The 18,980-nt window shown below is 69.3% G+C and carries 19 protein-coding genes and 2 tRNA genes; 14 read left to right on the top strand and 7 right to left on the bottom strand.

The window, feature by feature from the left end; genetic code table 11:
• Positions 1-9: 9 nt before the first annotated feature.
• Genes M8542_RS43670 through hypB form a run of 13 tightly spaced genes read left to right on the top strand, consistent with a single transcriptional unit; the run spans position 10 to position 10,416 of the window.
• Positions 10-693, top strand: a complete 684-nt coding sequence (locus M8542_RS43670) for a D-sedoheptulose-7-phosphate isomerase (protein ID WP_257926288.1) — start codon at positions 10-12, stop codon at positions 691-693.
• Positions 690-1,748 carry an NADH-quinone oxidoreductase subunit B family protein gene (locus M8542_RS43665; RefSeq protein ID WP_257926287.1) on the top strand — a complete coding sequence of 353 codons (1,059 nt, stop codon included), beginning with the start codon at positions 690-692 and terminating at the stop codon, positions 1,746-1,748. The genes M8542_RS43670 and M8542_RS43665 overlap by 4 nt, the downstream gene beginning before the upstream one ends.
• Positions 1,745-3,517 (top strand): nickel-dependent hydrogenase large subunit, encoded by a 1,773-nt coding sequence (locus tag M8542_RS43660; RefSeq protein ID WP_257926286.1) that lies wholly within the window; start codon positions 1,745-1,747, stop codon positions 3,515-3,517. Before M8542_RS43665 ends, M8542_RS43660 begins: the two co-directional genes overlap by 4 nt.
• Entirely contained in the window at positions 3,514-4,023 is a 510-nt protein-coding gene (locus tag M8542_RS43655; RefSeq protein WP_257926285.1) for a NifU family protein, read from the top strand. Before M8542_RS43660 ends, M8542_RS43655 begins: the two co-directional genes overlap by 4 nt.
• On the top strand, positions 4,020-4,619 hold the full coding sequence (locus tag M8542_RS43650; protein ID WP_257926284.1) for a DUF5947 family protein: 600 nt from the start codon (positions 4,020-4,022) through the stop codon (positions 4,617-4,619). The genes M8542_RS43655 and M8542_RS43650 overlap by 4 nt, the downstream gene beginning before the upstream one ends.
• Complete coding sequence (locus M8542_RS43645) at positions 4,612-5,241, top strand: DUF6084 family protein (RefSeq protein WP_257926283.1); 630 nt, start codon at positions 4,612-4,614, stop codon at positions 5,239-5,241. The genes M8542_RS43650 and M8542_RS43645 overlap by 8 nt, the downstream gene beginning before the upstream one ends.
• Positions 5,238-6,368 (top strand): hypothetical protein, encoded by a 1,131-nt coding sequence (locus M8542_RS43640; protein WP_257926282.1) that lies wholly within the window; start codon positions 5,238-5,240, stop codon positions 6,366-6,368. Before M8542_RS43645 ends, M8542_RS43640 begins: the two co-directional genes overlap by 4 nt.
• Positions 6,365-6,850, top strand: a complete 486-nt coding sequence (locus tag M8542_RS43635) for a hydrogenase maturation protease (RefSeq protein WP_257926281.1) — start codon at positions 6,365-6,367, stop codon at positions 6,848-6,850. The genes M8542_RS43640 and M8542_RS43635 overlap by 4 nt, the downstream gene beginning before the upstream one ends.
• Positions 6,851-6,853: 3 nt before the next feature.
• Positions 6,854-7,126 (top strand): HypC/HybG/HupF family hydrogenase formation chaperone, encoded by a 273-nt coding sequence (locus M8542_RS43630; protein WP_257926280.1) that lies wholly within the window; start codon positions 6,854-6,856, stop codon positions 7,124-7,126.
• Between the two features lie 8 nt (positions 7,127-7,134).
• Positions 7,135-8,262: a hydrogenase formation protein HypD gene (gene hypD, locus M8542_RS43625; RefSeq protein WP_257926279.1), complete on the top strand. Its 1,128-nt coding sequence runs from the start codon at positions 7,135-7,137 to the stop codon at positions 8,260-8,262.
• Positions 8,259-9,335 (top strand): hydrogenase expression/formation protein HypE, encoded by a 1,077-nt coding sequence (gene hypE, locus M8542_RS43620; protein WP_257926278.1) that lies wholly within the window; start codon positions 8,259-8,261, stop codon positions 9,333-9,335. Before hypD ends, hypE begins: the two co-directional genes overlap by 4 nt.
• A 57-nt stretch (positions 9,336-9,392) precedes the next feature.
• Positions 9,393-9,728, top strand: coding sequence for a hydrogenase maturation nickel metallochaperone HypA/HybF (locus M8542_RS43615; protein WP_257926277.1), 336 nt, complete (start codon positions 9,393-9,395; stop codon positions 9,726-9,728).
• Positions 9,721-10,416: a hydrogenase nickel incorporation protein HypB gene (hypB, locus tag M8542_RS43610; RefSeq protein ID WP_257926276.1), complete on the top strand. Its 696-nt coding sequence runs from the start codon at positions 9,721-9,723 to the stop codon at positions 10,414-10,416. The genes M8542_RS43615 and hypB overlap by 8 nt, the downstream gene beginning before the upstream one ends.
• Here hypB and hypF read toward each other — a convergent pair.
• A complete protein-coding gene (gene hypF, locus M8542_RS43605; RefSeq protein ID WP_257926275.1) occupies positions 10,355-12,514 on the bottom strand; it encodes a carbamoyltransferase HypF in 2,160 nt (719 codons plus the stop codon). The genes hypB and hypF overlap by 62 nt on opposite strands.
• A 4-nt stretch (positions 12,515-12,518) precedes the next feature.
• Positions 12,519-13,436, bottom strand: a complete 918-nt coding sequence (locus M8542_RS43600; protein ID WP_257926274.1) for a LysR family transcriptional regulator — start codon at positions 13,434-13,436, stop codon at positions 12,519-12,521.
• 87 nt (positions 13,437-13,523) lie between these two features.
• On the opposite strand from M8542_RS43600, the gene M8542_RS43595 reads away from it, so the two are divergent.
• Complete coding sequence (locus M8542_RS43595) at positions 13,524-14,825, top strand: aspartate aminotransferase family protein (RefSeq protein WP_257926273.1); 1,302 nt, start codon at positions 13,524-13,526, stop codon at positions 14,823-14,825.
• 56 nt (positions 14,826-14,881) lie between these two features.
• On the opposite strand, the gene M8542_RS43590 is transcribed toward M8542_RS43595, so the two are convergent.
• The 5 genes from M8542_RS43590 to M8542_RS43570 form a co-directional block, all read right to left on the bottom strand.
• Entirely contained in the window at positions 14,882-16,231 is a 1,350-nt protein-coding gene (locus M8542_RS43590) for a cellulose binding domain-containing protein (RefSeq protein ID WP_257926272.1), read from the bottom strand.
• Positions 16,228-17,847: a glycosyl hydrolase family 18 protein gene (locus M8542_RS43585; RefSeq protein ID WP_257926271.1), complete on the bottom strand. Its 1,620-nt coding sequence runs from the start codon at positions 17,845-17,847 to the stop codon at positions 16,228-16,230. Before M8542_RS43585 ends, M8542_RS43590 begins: the two co-directional genes overlap by 4 nt.
• Positions 17,848-18,088: 241 nt before the next feature.
• Positions 18,089-18,637: a hypothetical protein gene (locus M8542_RS43580; RefSeq protein WP_257926270.1), complete on the bottom strand. Its 549-nt coding sequence runs from the start codon at positions 18,635-18,637 to the stop codon at positions 18,089-18,091.
• Between the two features lie 129 nt (positions 18,638-18,766).
• Positions 18,767-18,840: transfer RNA gene (locus M8542_RS43575), tRNA-Arg, on the bottom strand.
• Positions 18,841-18,886: 46 nt separating this feature from the next.
• A tRNA-Ser gene (locus M8542_RS43570) sits at positions 18,887-18,976 on the bottom strand.
• Positions 18,977-18,980: the final 4 nt, after the last annotated feature.

Genomic DNA, 18,980 nt, shown 5'->3' with positions numbered 1-18,980 from the left:
TTGACCAGCATGACCCGGGAACACCCGGTCGACGGTCTCGAAGCGCTGTACCCGTTCCTGTACTCGGGTGAAAGCGACCTCGACGCCGTCCTCCGCCAGGTCGAGCAGTCCACTGTGGACAAGGTGCGGGAGATCGTCGCCCTTCGCGGCGACGTGCTCGCCGCCGACCGCGACCGCTTGTTCACGTGCGCGCAGGACCTAGCGCACGCGTTCCGCGGTGGCGGCCGGCTGCTCGCCTTCGGCAACGGCGGCAGCTCGACCGACGCCCAGGACCTCGCCAGCCTGTTCCTCAGCCCGGCGGGCGACGCGAAACCGTTGCCCGCCTTCGGGCTGACGAACGACATCGCGGTGGTGACCGCGCTCTCCAACGACATCGGGTTCGACGTCGTGTTCGCCCGCCAGATCGGCGCGTTCGGACGGCCCGGCGACATCGCGGTGGGCCTGTCCACCAGCGGGAACTCCGCGAACCTGTTGCGCGCCTTCGACGAAGCCGCCCGGCGCGGCCTGGTGACCGTCGGCATCGCCGGCTACGACGGCGGAAAGATGGCCGAGCTGGACAGCATCGACCACCTCTTCGTCGTCCCGTCACCGTCCGTGCACCGCATCCAGGAAGCCCAGACGACCCTCTACCACGCGCTGTGGGAGCTGACCCTCGGCGCGCTCGACGACCTCGCCAAGGGTGATCAGCCGTGACGCATGCCGCAGAACAAACCGAAGAGCAGCCCATCCACATCCTCTGGATCAACGCCGGCCTCTCGTGCGACGGCGACTCCGTCGCGCTGACCGCGGCCACGCAACCGAGCATCGAGGAAATCGTCCTCGGCGCTTTGCCCGGCTTGCCCAAGATCGCGGTCCACTGGCCGCTGATCGACTTCGAATGCGGCCCGGACAAGGGAGCCGACACGTTCATCGAGTGGTTCTACAAGGCCGACCGCGGCGAGCTGGAGCCGTTCGTGCTGGTCGTCGAGGGCTCGATCCCGAACGAGGCGATCAAGGAAGAAGGCTACTGGTGCGGCTTCGGGAACAACCCCGAGACCGGCCAGCCGATGACGACCAGCGAGTGGCTCGACCGCCTGGCGCCCAAGGCGTTGGCCGTGATGGCCGTCGGGACGTGCGCCACCTACGGCGGCATCCACGCCATGGAGGGCAACCCGACCGGCGCCATGGGCGTGCCCGACTACCTGGGCTGGGACTGGAAGTCCGGCGCCGGCATCCCGATCGTCTGCGTGCCCGGCTGCCCGACCCACCCGGACAACCTGTCCGAGACCATCACCTACCTGCTCTACCAGGCCGCCGGGCAGGCGCCGATGATCCCGCTCGACGACCACCTGCGCCCGCAATGGCTCTTCGGCGCGACCGTGCACGAGGGCTGTGACCGCGGCGGCTACTACGAGCAAGGTGAGTTCGCGACCGAGTACGGCTCCCCGAAGTGCCTGGTCAAGCTCGGCTGCTGGGGCCCGGTCGTGAAGTGCAACGTGCCCAAGCGCGGCTGGATCAACGGCGTCGGCGGCTGCCCGAACGTCGGCGGCATCTGCATCGGCTGCACCATGCCGGGCTTCCCGGACAAGTTCATGCCGTTCATGGACGAGCCGCCGGGCGCGAACGTGTCGTCGCTGGCCAGCGGCGCGTACGGGTCCGTGATCCGCCGGCTGCGGAAGATCACCGAACGCAAGGCCGACAAAGAACCGAAGTGGCGGCACAAGGGCACCAAGCTCGACACCGGCTATCAGGCGGAGGCGCGGCGATGACGGAGATGAAGGACAAGACCGACCTCGTCGAGATGGCGTGGGACCCGATCACCCGGATCGTCGGCAGCCTCGGCATCTACACGAAGATCGACTGGGCGCAGAAGAAGGTCGTCGAGTGCCACAGCACGTCGTCGGTCTTCCGCGGCTACAGCATCTTCATGAAGGGCAAGGACCCGCGCGACGCGCACTTCATCACCAGCCGGATCTGCGGGATCTGCGGCGACAACCACGCGACGTGCTCGGTCTACAACCAGAACATGGCCTACGGCGTCCGCCCGCCGCACCTCGGCGAGTGGATCATCAACCTCGGCGAGGCCGCCGAGTACATGTTCGACCACAACATCTTCCAGGAGAACCTGGTCGGGGTCGACTACTGCGAGAAGATGGTCGCCGAGACCAACCCCGGCGTCCTGGAGCTGGCCAACCGCACCGAGGCACCGCACGCGGGCGACCACGGCTACCGCACCATCGGCGACATCATGCGCTCGCTGAACCCCCTCGAAGGCGAGTTCTACCGCGAGGCCCTGCAGGTCTCCCGCAGCACGCGCGAGATGTTCTGCCTGATGGAAGGCCGGCACGTCCATCCGTCCACTTTGTACCCCGGTGGCGTCGGCACGGTGGCGACCGTGCAGCTGTTCACCGACTACCTGACCCGGCTGATGCGCTACGTCGAGTTCATGAAGCGCTGCCTGCCGATGCACGACGACCTCTTCGACTTCTTCTACGAAGCCATCCCCGGCTACGAAGAGGTCGGCCGGCGGCGCGTCCTGCTCGGCTGCTGGGGCAGCCTCAACGACCCCGAGCACTGCGACTTCACCTACGAGAACATGGAGGCCTGGGGCCGCAAGATGTTCGTGACGCCCGGCGTGGTCGTCGACGGCAAGCTCGTCACCACCAGCCTGGTCGACATCAACCTCGGCATCCGGATCCTGCTCGGCAGCTCGTTCTACGAGGACTGGGCCGACCAGCCGATGTTCGTCACGCAGGACCCGCTGGGCAACCCGGTCGACCAGCGCCACCCGTGGAACCAGCACACCATCCCGCGCCCGGCCAAGCGCGACTTCGACGGCAAGTACTCGTGGACGATGTCGCCGCGCTGGTTCGACGGCAAGGACCACCTCGCCCTCGACACCGGCGGCGGCCCGATCGCCCGCCTGTGGGTGACGGCGCTGGCCGGCCTCGTCGACACGCCGTACCTCAAGTCGACCGGCCACAGCGTCAAGATCTCCTTGCCGCGCACGGCGACGAAGCCCGAGGTCGAGTTCGAGTGGAAGATCCCGAAGTGGAGCAACGCGCTCGAGCGCAACCGCGCCCGGACGTACTTCCAGGCGTACTCCGCCGCGCTGGCCCTGCACTTCGCCGACCAGGCGCTGGCCGAGGTCCGCCAAGGCCACACCAAGACGTGGGAGCCGTTCAAGGTCCCGGACGAAGGCGTGAGCTGTGGCTTCACCGAAGCGGTCCGCGGCGTGCTCTCGCACCACATGGTGATCAAGGGCGGCAAGATCGCGAACTACCACCCGTACCCGCCGACACCGTGGAACGGCAGCGTCCGCGACAGCTTCGGCACGCCGGGGCCGTACGAAGATGCCGTGCAGAACACACCGATCTTCGAGGAGAACACCCAGGAGAACTTCAAGGGCATCGACATCATGCGCGCGGTCCGCAGCTTCGACCCGTGCCTGCCCTGCGGCGTCCACATGTACACCGGCTCCGGGAAGGTCCTGGAGCGGCTGCACACCCCGCACGCGTTCGGCGGGGAGCTGGGATGACCGAGGTCGACCGGGTCGGCGAGCGCATCGAGCGGCTGCTGGGCGAGTTCTCCGGCGCGGACGCCGAACTCGCCGAGGAGCTCGTCCACACGCTGCTCGAGTTCTACGGCGCCGGCCTGGCCCGCATCGTGGCCGCCGTCGACCGGCCGCTGCTGGACCGGCTCGCCGCGGACGACCACATCCGCGGCCTGCTCGTGCTGCACGACCTGCACCCGCGGTCGACGCACGAGCGGGTCGCCGAGGCGCTCGACAAGGTCCGGCCCTACCTCGGTTCGCACGCCGGCGACGTCGAGTTCGTCGGGATCGAAGACGGCGTCCTGCGGCTGCGGCTCCAGGGCAGCTGCGACGGCTGCCCGTCCTCGACCGTCACCGCGAAGTACGCCATCGAGCGCGTGGTCCGGGAGGTGGCGCCCGAGATCTCGGACGTCGTCGTCGAAGGGGTCGTCGAGGAGACCGGCCCGGGTGGGCGCACGTTGCTGCCCCTGTGCCCGGTGGAGGTGCCGTGACCGGCGGCCTGCGCAGGTTCCGCACGCCCGCCCCGCGTGCCGCGCCGGGCGAGAAGTGCGAGATGTGCGCGGAGCCGATCGGCGCGGAGCACGGGCACGTCATCGACCTCGAATCCCGCACGATCCTGTGCGCCTGCCGAGGCTGCTACCTGCTCTTCACCCACCGCGGGGCGGGCGGGAAGCGGCACCGGGCGGTGCCGGACCGCGTCCGGCACTTCCCTCGCTTCGCCCCGGGCCCGGCGCTGTGGGAGTCCGCCGGGATCCCGGTCAAGACGGCGTTCCTGTTCCGGAACTCGGTGCAGGACCGCGTCGTCGCGTTCTACCCGAGCCCGGCGGGGGCGACGGAGTCCCTGCTCCCGCTGGGCACCGGTGACGACCTGCTCGCCGACGTCGCCGACGACGTCGAAGCGCTGCTGGTGAACCAGCTCGATCTCGGCTTCGAGGCCTTCCTGGTGCCGATCGACGTCTGCTACGAGCTGGTCGGGCTCGTCCGGTCGACCTGGCGCGGCTTCGACGGCGGCACCGAAGCGCACGAGGCCATCGATGGCTTCTTCGCTCGGCTGCGGGAGCGCGGTGAGGTCGTGGCGGATGGCTGAGCTGACCTTTGACTGCATCGACGTCCGGCCGCTGAAGTACGCCGCGTCGCCGACGCTGGCGTTCAAGCTGCGGATCTCCGAGCTGAGCGGGCAGCCCGTGCACGCGATGGTGCTGCGCGTCCAGATCCGCATCGAGCCGCAGCGCCGGCGGTACAGCGACGACGAGTCGGAGCTGCTCACCCACCTGTTCGGCGACCGGTCGCGGTGGGGCGAGACGCTCAAGCCGTTCCAGTTCACGACGGTTTCGGTGACGGTGCCCGGGTTCTCCGGCGCCACCGAGGTCGACGCCGAGGTCCCGTGCACCTACGACCTCGAAGTCGCGGCCGGCAAGTACTTCCACGCGCTGACCGAGGGCGTCGTGCCGATGGTGCTGCTGTTCAGCGGCACGGTGTTCGGCAAGGGCGGGCCGGGGTTCTGGGTCGAGCAGGTGCCGTGGCACACGCAGGCCGAGTGCCGGATGCCGGTGGCCGTGTGGGACGAGCTGATGGCGCGGTACTTCCCGAACGTCGCGTGGATCAAGCTGCCGCGCGAGACCGTCGACGCGCTGCTCAAGTACAAGGCGCAGCACGCGATCCCGACCTGGGAAGCCGCCGTCGAGCAGCTGCTGGCCGGTGGGCCGTGAACGTTCTCGAGCAGGCCCGCGCGGTCGGTGACGCCGTGCTCTACGAGGGCTACCTCCTCTACCCGTACCGGGCGTCGGCGCCGAAGAACCGCGTGCGCTGGCAGTGGGGTGTGCTGGTGCCGCCGTCGTACGCGTCGGCGGAGATCGGCGAGCACGCGTCGGCCGGCGTCGAATGCCTGGTGGAACCCCTCGAACGGACGATCCTGCACGTCAAGCTGCGGTTCCTGCGGGCCCAGCCCCGCCACGAGACGTGGGACGAAGGCGTCGAGCACGAGCTCGACTTCGAGCTGCCGCTTTCGGAGCTCCCGGCCGAGAAGCCCTTCCACGTGCACGAACTGACCGGCGTCCTCACCGCACGGGTCGACCCGCTCGACGGGCCGTTCGGCGGCGCGCGGCTGCGCGTCGAGGTGCACAACACGACGTCGTGGCCCTCCGACGGCGTCCGCGAGCACGCGCTCCGGCACTCGCTGCTCGCCGCCCACCTGGTGCTCAGCGTCGACACCGGGCACTTCCTGTCACTGCTCGACCCGCCGGAGTGGGCGAAACCGGCCGTCGAAGCGTGCCGGCAGGAGCGGCTCTGGCCGGTGCTGATCGGCGACACCTCGCGCAGCACCGTGGTGCTCGCGTCGCCGATCATCCTCTACGACAACCCGTCGATCGCCGCGGAAAGCCCGGGCGAGCTGTACGACGGCACCGAGATCGACGAGATCCTCACGCTGCGCACGATGGCGCTGACCGACGACGAGAAGCGCGAGGCCCGGGCCACCGACCCGCGTGCGGCCGCGATCGTCGACCGCGTCGACGCGATGCCGCCGGAGCTGCTGGAGCGGCTGCACGGCGCGGTGCGGTCCGTGCGGCCGGTCGAGCCGTCGGTGGTCGTCGCGGGGGTCCGCGTCGCCAGCGGCTCGAAGGTGCGGCTGCACCCCAACCTGCGGGGCGCCGACGCGCAGGACATGTTCCTCACCGGCAAGACCGCCACCGTGCGCGTCGTGCTGTCCGATGTGGACGGCGCCACGCACGTCGCGGTCACCCTCGACGACGAACCCGGCGCCGACCTGCAGCACGCGCACGGCCGGTACCGCTACTTCTCCCCCGACGAGATCGAGCCCCTGGAGGTTCCGGAATGAGGCCACGAGTCCTGGTCGCCGGCATCGGCAACATCTTCCTGAGCGACGACGGTTTCGGCGTGGAGGTCATCAAGGAACTGGAGGGTACCGACCTGCCACCGTGGGTGCAGATCGCCGACTACGGCATCGCCGGCATGCACCTCGCCTACGACCTGATGGGCGGCTACGACACGACGATCCTGCTCGACGCGACCCCGCACGGCCGCCCGCCCGGCACGCTTTCGCTCATCGAAGCCGACACGGAAGACCTCACGACGTCGTCGATCGACGCCCACGGCATGCAGCCCGACGCGGTGTTCCGGCTGCTCCGGCTGCTCGGCGGGGACGCCGGGCGCGTGCTGCTCGTCGGCTGTGAACCGGCGTGCCTCGACGAAGGGATGGGCCTCTCGCCCGAGGTGAAGGCGGCGATTCCGGCCGCGGTCCGCGCGGTCACCGAACTGGCCTGGGGCACCAGCCCGCGGCTGCAACCCACGGAGGTCTGAGCCATGTGCCTCGGGATCCCGGGCGAGATCATCGAAATCAGCGAGGAGCGACCGGACCTCGCGAAGGTGTCCGTGAGCGGGGTCAAGCGGACCATCAACATCGGGCTGCTCGAAGACGACCCGCCCGCGCCGGGCGACTGGATCCTCATCCACGTCGGCTTCGCACTGTCCAAAATAGACGAAGAAGAAGCCGCGGCCGCGCTCGACTTCCTGGAGAGCATCGGGAAGGCGTACGAGGATGAAATGGCCGCGTTACTGGAATCCCGGATCGAATAGGAGTCGTCATGCGTTTCGTCGACGAGTTCCGCGACGCGGAGAAGGCGCGGGCGCTGTCCGCGAAGATCACGTCGTTGTGCGAGCCGGGCCGCCACTACAAGTTCATGGAGGTCTGCGGCGGGCACACGCACACCATCTACAAGCACGGCCTCGAGGACTACCTGCCCGAGAGCATCACGCTGGTGCACGGGCCGGGCTGCCCGGTGTGCGTGATCCCGATGGGCCGCATCGACGACGCCATCCACATCGCCCGGCAGCCCGGCGTGCTCATGACGTCGTTCGGCGACATGATGCGCGTGCCCGGCTCCGGCGGGAACTTCTTCGACTCGAACGCCGAGGGCACCAACATCCGGATGGTCTACTCGCCGCTGGACTCGCTGAAGATCGCGCGGCAGAACCCGGACCTGCGGGTCGTGTTCATGGCGATCGGGTTCGAGACGACCACGCCGTCCACCGCGATGACGCTGCTGCGCGCGGCCGCCGAGGGCATCGAGAACTTCTCGGTGTTCGGCAACCACGTCACGATCATCCCGGCGATCAAGGCCATCCTCGACTCCCCCGACCTGCGGCTCGACGGCTTCATCGGCCCGGGGCACGTGTCGACGGTGATCGGCTGCCGGCCGTACGAGTTCATCGCGCGCGACTACGGCAAGCCCGTGGTCGTCGCCGGCTTCGAACCCCTGGACATCCTGCAGTCGATCTACCTGCTGATGCTCCAGCTGTCCTCGGGGCGGTCCGAAGTCGAGAACCAGTACTCGCGCGTGGTCCCCTGGGACGGCAACCTCGTGGCCTTGAAGGCGATCAACGAGGTCATGGAGCTGCGGCCGTACTTCGAGTGGCGCGGCCTCGGGTTCATCACGCATTCGGCGATGGCGATCCGCCCGAAGTACGCCGCGTTCGACGCCGAGCGGATCTTCGAGATCCCGGGCCTGCGCGTCGCCGACCCGAAGGCGTGCCAGTGCGGTGAAGTGCTCAAGGGCGTGCTGAAGCCGTGGGAGTGCAAGGTGTTCGGCACCGCGTGCACCCCGGAGACCCCGATCGGGACGTGCATGGTCTCGCCCGAAGGCGCCTGCGCGGCCTACTACAACTTCGGCCGGTTCAGCCGGCAGCGCGTCCGGGAGGCGAGCCGGGCATGACCACCACCGAACGCGAGCAGCAGGTCCTCGACCGCATCGAACGCGCCCGGCGCCGGCGTGCGAAGGTGCGGGAAGAGCGCATCACGCTGTCGCACGGCGCGGGCGGCAAGTCGACGCACACGCTGATCGAGGCGGTGTTCCTCGACGCGTTCCGCAACCCGCTGCTCGAACCGCTCGAAGACGCGGCCTCGCTGACGATCGGCGACGCGCGGCTCGCGTTGACCACGGACTCCTACGTCGTCTCGCCGCTGTTCTTCCCCGGCGGGAACATCGGCGACCTGGCGATCAACGGCACGGTCAACGACCTCGCCGTGTCCGGCGCGCGGCCGTTGTACCTCACCGCCGGGTTCATCCTCGAAGAAGGCTTTCACGTCGAGGACCTGCTGAAGATCGTCGACTCGATGAAGACGGCGGCCGCCGCCGCGGGCGTCCAGATCGTCACCGGCGACACGAAAGTCGTCCAACGCGGCAAGGCCGACGGCGTGTACGTCAACACGGCCGGGGTCGGGGTGCTCATCCGCACGGGCCTCGGCGTGGCCACCGTGAAGCCCGGAGACGCCGTCCTCGTCTCCGGGCCGATCGGCGACCACGGCGTCACGATCATGCTGGCCCGCGGCGAGCTGGACATCGACGCCGACCTCGCGTCCGACACGGCGCCGGTGCACGACCTGGTCGCCGGGCTGCTCGCCGCGGTCCCCGGCGTGCGCGCGATGCGCGACGCGACCCGCGGCGGCGTCGCGACGATCCTCAACGAGATCGCGAAGGCCGCCGAGGTCGCCGTGGTCGTCGACGAGCAGGCCGTCCCGGTGCGGGAGGAGGTCCGCGGCGCGTCGGAGCTGCTGGGCATCGACCCGCTGTACGTCGCCTGCGAAGCCCGGATCGTGGTCGTGGTCGACGGCGCACAGGCTTCCGACGCCCTGGCCGCGTTGCGCGCGCACCCACTGGGCGCGGACGCGGCGGTGATCGGCCGGATCGCCGACGACCCGCCCGGCATCGTCCTGCTGAACACGACGTTCGGCGGCACCCGGATCGTGGACCTGCTGGTCGGGGACCCGCTGCCGAGGATCTGCTAGGTCGTGAGTGTTTAGGGCGGTTAGAACCGCCCTAAACACTCACGAGGAGGTGACCACGTGCACGAAATGGCCATCACGCAGTCGGTCGTCGACGCGATCGTCACCCGCCTCGGCGAGGCGGCGGTGTCGTGCGTCCGGCTGGAGATCGGGCGGCTGTCGGGCGTGGTGCCGGACAGCGTCCGGTTCTGCTTCGACGTCCTGTGTGCCGGAACGTCCCTGGAAGGCGCCCGGCTGGACATCGCCGAACCGTCCGGGCGGGCGCGGTGCCGCGACTGCGGCGACGAGTTCACCCTCGACGACTTCATCCTGCTGTGCCCGTGCGGCAGCGCCGACGTCGCGGTGCTGGCGGGGCGGGAACTGCGCATCACCTCGGTGGAGGTCAGCCATGTGTGACACCTGCGGTTGCTCGGATTCGGCGGTCCGGATCACGGATCGAACGCACACCGTGGTGCTGGAGCAGGACATCCTGGCGAAGAACGACGAACTGGCGTCACACAACCGGACGCATTTGAGTTCTTCCGGTGTCTTCGCGATCAACCTGATGAGTTCACCCGGCGCTGGGAAGACGACACTGCTGGAGCGGACGATCGGTTTTTCGGACACGCCGTGCGCGGTGATCGAGGGCGATCAGGAGACGCTTCTCGATGCCGAGCGCATCAAGGCCACCGGCGCACCGGTGGTGCAGATCAACACCGGCGCCGGCTGCCACCTGGACGCGTCGATGGTGCACCGGGCGCTCCATTCGCTGTCGCTGACGCAGGGCTCGACGTTGTTCATCGAGAACGTCGGCAACCTGGTCTGCCCGGCGCTGTTCGACCTCGGCGAGGCGGCGCGCGTGGTGATCCTGTCGGTGACCGAGGGACCCGGGAAGCCGGTGAAGTACCCGCACATGTTCGCCGCGACGGACCTGGTGCTGCTGAACAAGATCGACCTGCTGCCGTACGTCGACTTCGACGTCGCGGAGTTCGAGCGGGACGTCCGCCGGGTGAACCGGTCGGCTGCCGTGCTCCGGATCAGCGCTACCAGAGGTGACGGGATGGCCGAGTGGCGCGACTGGCTACGGCGACCTGACCGAAGCTGATCCCGCCGTCGTTGGTGGGCACCTGCCGGTGCGTCAGCACGCGGAAGCCTCTTCGTTCCAGGTTTTCCACGGTCCGGTCGAGCAGGAGGACATTCTGGAAGACGCCACCGGAGAGCGCGACGGTGGTGCTGTGGTCCCTCAGCCGGTCACAGGTGTCGACGATTGCTCGGGCGACCCCGTTGTGGAACCGCGCGGCCCTCTTGGCATTGGCGCTGTCGTCGTCCAGGAGGGCGGCGATGAGGTCCTCTCCGTGGACTTCGGTGTCGATCCGCGCTTCGTAGGCGGACTTCTCGCCGGGGTCGGCCAGCTGTTCCAGCTCGATGGCGGCCTGCCCTTCGTAGTTGACGGTGTCCCGGACGCCGAGCAGCGCGGCGGCGGCGTCGAAGAGGCGGCCGGCGCTGGAGGTCAGGGGTGAGTTGAGGCCGCTGCGCTTGAGCTTGACGATGTCCTCCCGCGCGGGCCACCCCAGTTCGTCCAGATAGGACGCGGCCATTCGCCAGGGCTGCCGGATGGCTTGGGCGCCACCAGGCATGGCCACTTCTTTGAGGTGGGTGAGCCGCCGGTAGCTCGCGAGGTCGGCGAGCAGGAACTCGCCACCCCAGATGGTGCCGTCGGGACCGAAGCCGGTGCCGTCGAAGGCCACGCCGAGCACGGGCTCGTGGTGGTCGTTGTCGGCGAGGCAAGCGGCGATGTGGGCGTGGTGGTGCTGGACGCCGAGGAGGTCGACGTCCTGCTCGAGCGCGTACTTCGTGGAGAGGTACTCGGGGTGCAGGTCGTGCGCGATCAGCGTGGGGTCGACGGCGAAGAGGCGTTTGAAGTGCTCGATGCCGTCGGTGAAGGCCTTGAAGGTCTCGTAGTTTTCGAGGTCGCCGATGTGGTGGGAGAGGAAGGCGTGGTGGCCTTTGGCGAGGCAGAAGGTGTTCTTGAGCTCGGCGCCGCAGCCGAGCAGGTGCTGCGTTGTTTCGAGGCGGACCGGCTCGGGCGCGTAGCCGCGTGAACGCCGCTGGAGCTGCGCCTTCCCTCGGTCCATGCGCACCACGGAGTCATCGGTCCTGGTGTGGATCGGCCGGTCGTGGGTGAGGAAGGCGTCGGCGATGTCCTTGAGCCGGTACAGGTCTTCGTCGCGGTGGACGATGGGCTCGTCGGAGACGTTGGCGCTGGTCAGGACGATGGGCCCGGTGCGTTCGAGGAGCAGGTGGTGGAGCGGGGTGTAGGGCAGCATGACCCCGATCCGCCGGTTCCCGGGCGCGACGGCTTCCGCGAGGTTCTTCCTGGAGGGCAGTAGCACGATGGGCCGTCGCCGGTCACTGAGCACTTCCTCGGCTTTCGCATCGACCTCGGCAAGTTCCCTCGCCTGCCCCAGATCGGCGACCATCACGGCGAAGGGCTTGTCCTCACGATGTTTCCTGGCTCTCAACGCCTTCGCAGCTGCTTCGTGCCGCGCCCCGACGGCGAGGTGATACCCACCGAGCCCTTTCACCGCGACAACCGCACCTTCCCGCAGCGCTTTCGCCGCGGCTTCCAATGGCTCGCCACCGCCGGGTTCGAACCGCAGTGTGGGCCCGCAGGCCGGACAGCAGACGGGTTGGGCGTGGAACCGCCGGTCAGCGGGGTCTTCGTACTCCTGCTTGCAGTCGGCGCACATGGCGAAGCCGGCCATGGTGGTGAACGGCCGGTCGTAAGGCACCCCGCGGACGATCGTGAACCGCGGCCCGCAGTTGGTGCAGTTGACGAAGGGGTACCGGTACCGCCGGTCCTGGGGGTCTCCGAGTTCCGCGAGGCAGTCATCGCAGGTGGCGGAGTCGGCGGAGACCAGCGTGTCGGCGGCGCCGTCGCGCGGACTCTCGAGGATCCGGAACCCGGTCTCCCCGCGCTCGGGAACCTCCCTGACGCGGACGTCGTCGAGCACGGCCAGCGGCGGGGGTTTCTTAAGCGCGTCGACGAAGGCGGTGATCTGCGCGCTCGTCCCCTCGACCTCGATGAACACACCGCGCCCGTCGTTGCCGACGAAGCCCCCGAGCCCCCGCGCGAGCCGATGGACGAAAGGCCGGAACCCCACGCCCTGAACCACCCCGGTGACCCTGATCGCCACCCGCACCCGATCAGTCTGCGCCGTCCCCGGACCATTCGGCCAGTGCGGGCAGGTCCGGCTGCTGCCGCAACGCTTCGAGCACCACGTTCACCCCCGCGCGCAACGGCGTCCCGCGTCGCACCACCGCCGCGATCGTGCGGGTCAGCGGTGTTGCCAGTGGCCGGGTTGTCACCCGGTACCGGCGGTCCACCGCCAGGCCCGGCAGCAGCGCGATCGACAGTCCCGCCTCCACGTGCTGCAGGGTCATCAAGTAGTTGCTGAACCGGCACACCACCCGCGGCTCGAAGCCCGACTCGCGGCACAGCCGCAGCGTCAGGTTCGCCATGTACGACTGCGAAACGTCCAGCGCCCACGGCGCGTCCGCGTACGCCGACAACACCGCCGGACCCCGGGGGACCTCGCCCGACGAGACCAGGACGATCGGGTCCGTCGCCAGCGGGACGATGTCCAGGTCGGCGCCCAGGGGCAGCTCGACGAAGTCCGTCGTCGTGATGATCACGTCCGCGTCGCCGCCGCGGAGGGCCGGGATGCTCTCGTGGGGCTCCAGCTCCAGCAGCTCGATCTCCAGGTGCGGGTACTCCCCGGCCAGCCGGGTCACCGCCGGGACCGCCATCGTGTGGATCGCGCTCTGGAACGCCCCCAGCCGCACCTGGCCGACCGGCTCCTCGCCGAGGCTCCTCAGCTCGGCCTCGACCGCGTCCATGTGGTCGAGGATCGTCCGCGCCCGGCGGGCCAGCATCAGCCCCGCCGGCGTCAGCCGGACCCGGCGGCCGGTGCGTTCCAGCAGCTGGGTGCGGGTTTCCGCCTCGAGCACCGCCAGCTGCTGCGACACGCTCGACGCGCTCAGGTTCGCGTCCTGCGCCACCGCGCGGACCGTGCCCAGCGTGTCGAGCCGGCTCAGGAGCCGCAGGCGCCACGGGTTCAACATCCACCCATTGTTGTACGGAAGATCCGAACAAGACAGTCAGAATTGTGAGATGGACGTGTCGCTCGGTGCGGCCTTACCGTCGATGGCATGGCTGACACCTTCTGGGCCGACGTCGACCGGCACCTCGTGCGGTACGGCGGCGCCTTCACCCACGAGATCATCGACCACGCCGAAGGCAGCTTCGTCTTCACCGAGGACGGCCGCCGGATCCTGGACTTCACGTCCGGCCAGATGAGCGCCATCCTCGGACACGCGCACCCCGAAATCGTCGAGACCGTCCGGCGGCAGGTGGGCCGGCTCGACCACCTCTTCAGTGGCATGCTCAGCCGCCCGGTCGTCGACCTGGCGCGGCGGCTGGCCGAGACGCTGCCGGCGCCGCTGGAGAAGGCGCTGCTGCTGACCACGGGCGCCGAGTCGAACGAGGCAGCCGTCCGGATGGCCAAGCTGGTCACCGGCAAGCACGAGATCGTCTCGTTCGCGCGGTCCTGGCACGGCATGACGCAGGCGGCGGCGAGCGCGACCTACAGCGCGGGCCGCAAGGGCTACGGTCCGGCCGCGCCCGGCAACTTCGCCATCCCGGCGCCGAACGCGTACCGCCCGGACTTCACCGACGCTGCCGGCGAGCTGGACTGGCGCCGCCAGCTGGACTTCGGGTTCGAGCTGATCGACGCGCAGTCGGTCGGCAGCCTGGCCGCGTTCCTGGCCGAGCCGATCCTCAGTTCCGGCGGGATCATCGAGCCGCCGCCCGGCTACTTCGCCGCGCTGGCCGAAAAGTGCCGCGAGCGCGGGATGCTGCTGATCCTCGACGAAGCCCAGACGGGGTTGTGCCGCACCGGGAACTGGTACGCGTTCGAACGCGACGGCGTCGTCCCCGACATCCTGACGCTGTCGAAGACGCTCGGCGCGGGCCTGCCGCTCGCCGCGGTGCTGACCAGCGCGGAGATCGAGCAGGAAGCGCACGACCGCGGGTTCCTGTTCTTCACGACGCACGTGTCGGACCCGCTCCCGGCGGCGGTCGGCAACACGGTGCTGGACGTCCTGACCCGCGACCGCCTCGACGCGCGAGCGCTCGAACTGGGCGCATTGCTGCGCCGGGGCCTGGAGGAGATCGCTTCCCGGCACGAGGTCGTCGGCGACATCCGTGGGCGCGGCCTGCTGGCCGGGCTGGAGCTGGTGGTGGACCGGGAAACCAAGCGCAGCTCCGACGAGCTGGGCGCGCGGGTCACGCAGCGCTGCCTCGAACTGGGGCTGCACATGAACATCGTGCAGCTGCCCGGGATGGGCGGGGTGTTCCGGATCGCGCCGCCCCTGACGGCGTCCGAAGAGGAGATCACGCTCGGGGTGTCCATTTTGGACCAGGCGATCGGGGACGCCGTCAAGCTGGCCTGAGAACGGCCTCCTTGCCGGCCCGGGGAGCCGGCAAGGAGGCCTGTTTCACGACGACGTCAGAAGCCCGCCGTCACCTTGGTGAAGTCCCAGTCGTTCTGGGCGATCCCGCTGCACGCCGCCTGGACGCCGCCGCCCGGGCAGCCGCGGTCGCGGTTGACCGACCAGAACGCCAGCCGGCCGATCTTGTTCGACTTGGCCCAGTTCGTGATCTGGGTCCACGTCGACAGATCCGTCAGCTCCTGCTGGTCCGACAGCCCGTTCATGCCCGAGATGCCCAGGTGGCTGTACGCCGTGGCGTCGTTCCAGCCGAACGTCGACTTCAGCTTGTCGCGCAAGCCGTTCGCCGCGTTCACCGTGCTCTGGTACATGTTCGAGCCGCCGCCGAAGTCGAACGGCATGATCGTGTAGACGTCCACGTTCGCGCCGAGGGCCTTCGACTGGTCGATGAGCCGGTTGCCGTAGAAGTTCGGGCCGGTCGTCGACGTGCCGAACGTCAGGATCGTCTGCACGCCCGGGTTGTTCTGCTTGACGATCTTCAGCGCGCCCAGGATCCGGTCCTGCACCGCCTCGTTCTCGAACTCGTCGGAGTTCTCGATGTCGATGTCGATCGCCTTCAGCCCGTACGCGTTGATCACCTGCTGGTAGGCGCCCGCCAGTGCGGCGGACGTCGAGCAGTTCGGGCCGAGCTTGTTGCCGCTCCAGCCGCCGAACGACGGGACGGCCTGGCCGCCCGCCGCCTTGATCTGGGCGATCGCGTTCGCGTCCGCGCTACCCGAGAGCGGACGGCTGCTGTCCCACGCCGGGTTGCAGCCACCGGAGGCGTTGATGAACGCCATGGTGAACCACTTGACGCCGGTCGCGTTCATCACCGTCTGCGGGTTCGGCGGGCTGCCCCAGCCCATGTACAGGTACGGCGCGCCCTTGCCACCGGTGCCCGGCGGCGGGGTGGTCGTGGGCGGGGGCGTCGTCGTAGGCGGCGGTGTGGTGGTCGGGGGTGCGCCCCCGGCGGTGCACGAACCCCCGTTCAGCTTGCAGTTCGACGGCGCCGTGTACGAACCCGAGTACGTCACGTTGAAGCCGAAGCTCGCGGAAGCGCCGTTGCCGACGTTGCCGTTCCACGAGTTCTTCACCGTCACGTGCTGGCCGGACGCCGTGTAGCTGCCGTCCCACAGCGACGAGATCTTCGCGCCCGAAGGCAGGTCGAACTCGACCGTCCACGCCGCCAGCGTCGAGCCGGAACCGTTGGCGATCACGTACTTGCCCTCGTACCCGGTGCCCCAGTCGGACCCCTTCGTGAATGTCGCGGACACGCCGCCCGCCGCGTTCGCCGGGGCGATCACGAACATCGCGCCGATCGTGGCGGCCGCGGCCGCCAGCCCGAGTGCGGGCAACCAGCGGCGCCTCACGACAGGCCGTTCTTCATCGCGGTGATGAGCTCGCCGCCCGTGGTGTCACCGGTCAGCTCCCAGAAGAAGGCGCCGCCGAGACCCTGCTGCTTGGCGTAGGACATCTTCCCGCCGATGGTGGCCGGGGTGTCGTAGCTCCACCAGTTGCTGCCGCACTTGGCGTACGCGGTGCCGGCGAACGTGCCGGTCGACGGGCAGGTGTTCTTCAGGACCTTGTAGTCCTCGATGCCCGCCTCGTACGTGCCCGGCGCGGCGCCGGTCGCGGTGCCACCCGGGGTCGACTGCGTGACGCCGGTCCAGCCGCGGCCGTAGAAGCCGATGCCCAGCAACAGCTTGCTCGACGGGACGCCCTTGCTCTTCAGCTTCTGGATCGCCGCGTCGGAGTAGAAGCCCGGGGTCGGGATGCCGGTGAAGTTGGTCAGCGGCGAGTGCGGGGCCGTCGGACCCTGCGGCGCCCAGGCGCCGAAGTAGTCGTAGGTCATCACGTTGTACCAGTCGACGTACTGCGCGGCGCCGCCGTAGTCGGCGACGTCGAGCTTGCCGCCGCTGCTGCCGTCGGCGGTGATCGCCGAGGTGATCAGGAACGACGAGCCGAACTTCGCCCGCAGCGCGCCCATCAGGTTCTTGTAGGCCGCGGCGCCGCTGGTGTCACAGGAGAGGCCGCACGCGTTGGGGTACTCCCAGTCGATGTCGATGCCGTCCCAGATGTCCGCCCAGCGCGGGTCCTTGAGCAGGTTGTAGCAGGACTGCGCGAAGGCGGCCGCGTTCTGCGACGCCTGGCCGAAGCCGCCGGAGTAGGTCCAGCCGCCGAACGACCAGATCACCTTGAGGCCCGGGTGCAGCTTCTTCAGCTTGCGCAGCTGGTTGAAGTTGCCCGCGACCGGCTGGTCCCAGGTGTCGGCGACGCCGTCGACACTGCCCGCGGCGTCGTAGGTCTTCTGGTAGTCGGCGTACGGGTCGTCGTTCGCGGTGCACTGCCCGTTCTTCACGTTGCCGAACGCGTAGTTGATGTGCGTCAGCTTGTTCGCCGAGCCCGACGTCTCGATGTTCTTGACGTGGTAGTTGCGGCCGTAGACGCCCCACTGCACGAAGTAGCCGACGTTCTTCAGGCCACCCGGCGGGGGCGGCGTGGTCGTCGTCGGGGTGGTGGGCGTGGTCGGCGTGGTGGTCGGCTGCGTCGGGGTGGTCGGCGTGGTGGTCGGGGTGCCGCCGCCGGCGTCGCAGGAGCCGCCGTTCAGCTTGCAGTTCGCCGGCGCCGAGTAGGTGCCCGAGTAGCTGACGTTGAAGCCGAAGCTGACGCTGGCGCCGTTGCCGACGTTGCCGTTCCAGGTGTTCTTGACGGTGACGTGCTGGCCGGCCGCGGTGTAGCTGCCGTCCCAGAGGGAGGCGATCTTCGCGCCGGACGGGAGGTCGAACTCGACCGTCCAGGCGGCCAGCGTCGAGCCGGAGCCGTTGTTGACCGTGTACTTGCCTTCGTAGCCGGAGCCCCAGTCGGACCCCTTGGTGAAGCTGGCGCTGACACCGCCGGCGGCGCTCGCCGGCACGGTGACGAGCCCGACCGCGAGCGCGCCGACCGCGGTGAACAGACCGAGGAGGTGCCATCTCTTTCTGGACATTGCTCTCCCTTGAGCCAGGTACAGGACGGCGGACTCCCACCACCTCAAGCGGGGACCGGGCGGTGATTTGCGCCGTTTGCGAAGACGTTACGTGGTCCAGACCAATTAGGGAAGCACGAGTACGGAGAGTGCCGAAGCCGCCGGACCGGTTGCGGCAATGGGGAGTTCACTGGTCCAGTCCAGTTACGCAAAGCAGCCGAGCCCGGTGGCCGGGCTCGGCTGCGTTTTGGTGTGTCGCGGGTCAGCGCCGGGGCGGTCCCCAGCCCTGCTGCGGGTACCCCGGCGGAGCGGGCTGCCCCGGCACCGGCGGCGGCACGGGCTGCCCGGGCACCGGCGGGACGGGCTGCCCGGGCACCGGCGGCGCCTGCTGCCACGCCTGCGGCTGCTGCCAGCCGGCCTGCTGCGGCTGGTTCCAGCCCTGCGGCCCGGCCGCCGGCTGTCCCGGCACCGGCGGAGCCGCGCCCGCACCCTGCCAGGCCGGCGCCGCGGCGACGTCGGGCTGCTTGCCCCGCCGCCGGATCCCGGTGATCAGGCTCTTGGTCCCGAAGATCACGATGAGCGCCCCGGCGCCGATCGCGACCCAGTTCCCGCCCTGGGCGGACTTCCGCTGTTCGTCGACGCTCTTGCGGCCGGTCTCGTCCCCGGCGGCGTTGGTCGTCACGCACTCGTCGCCGGAGACCATGATGCGCCCGTCACAGCGGGCGGTCGTGTCGTCCAGCTTGAGCACCCCGCCCACGATCGCCATCGCCCCGAACAGGACGACCACGATCGACACGATGATGCGTTTCATTCCCCGAACTTCCCCTCGTCGACCCGACGTTCGCCGGGGTACACGCCCGAAGGGGCCGAACGGCTTAGTGCACACAAGAAAGAGGCCCTCCCGAGAACGGGAGGGCCTCTTCGCTGTCTCAACCAGACGTGCGCCCGAAGGGATTCGAACCCCTGACCTTCTGATCCGTAGTCAGATGCTCTATCCAGCTGAGCTACGGGCGCGTGTTCAGTTGTTCTCTAACCTAGCACCCGGCGAACCGGGTACCAGCGGAGGCTCCGGGATTTGAACCCGGGAGGGGGGGTTACCCCCAACCGCATTAGCAGTGCGGCGCCATAGACCAGACTAGGCGAAGCCTCCTGGG

The sequence above is a fragment of the Amycolatopsis iheyensis genome, assembly GCF_024703995.1.
In the GTDB taxonomy this organism is placed as follows: Bacteria; Actinomycetota; Actinomycetes; order Mycobacteriales; family Pseudonocardiaceae; genus Amycolatopsis; species Amycolatopsis iheyensis.
The sequence above is the reverse complement of the archived record's forward strand: the minus strand, read 5'-3'. Positions and strand labels throughout refer to the sequence as shown.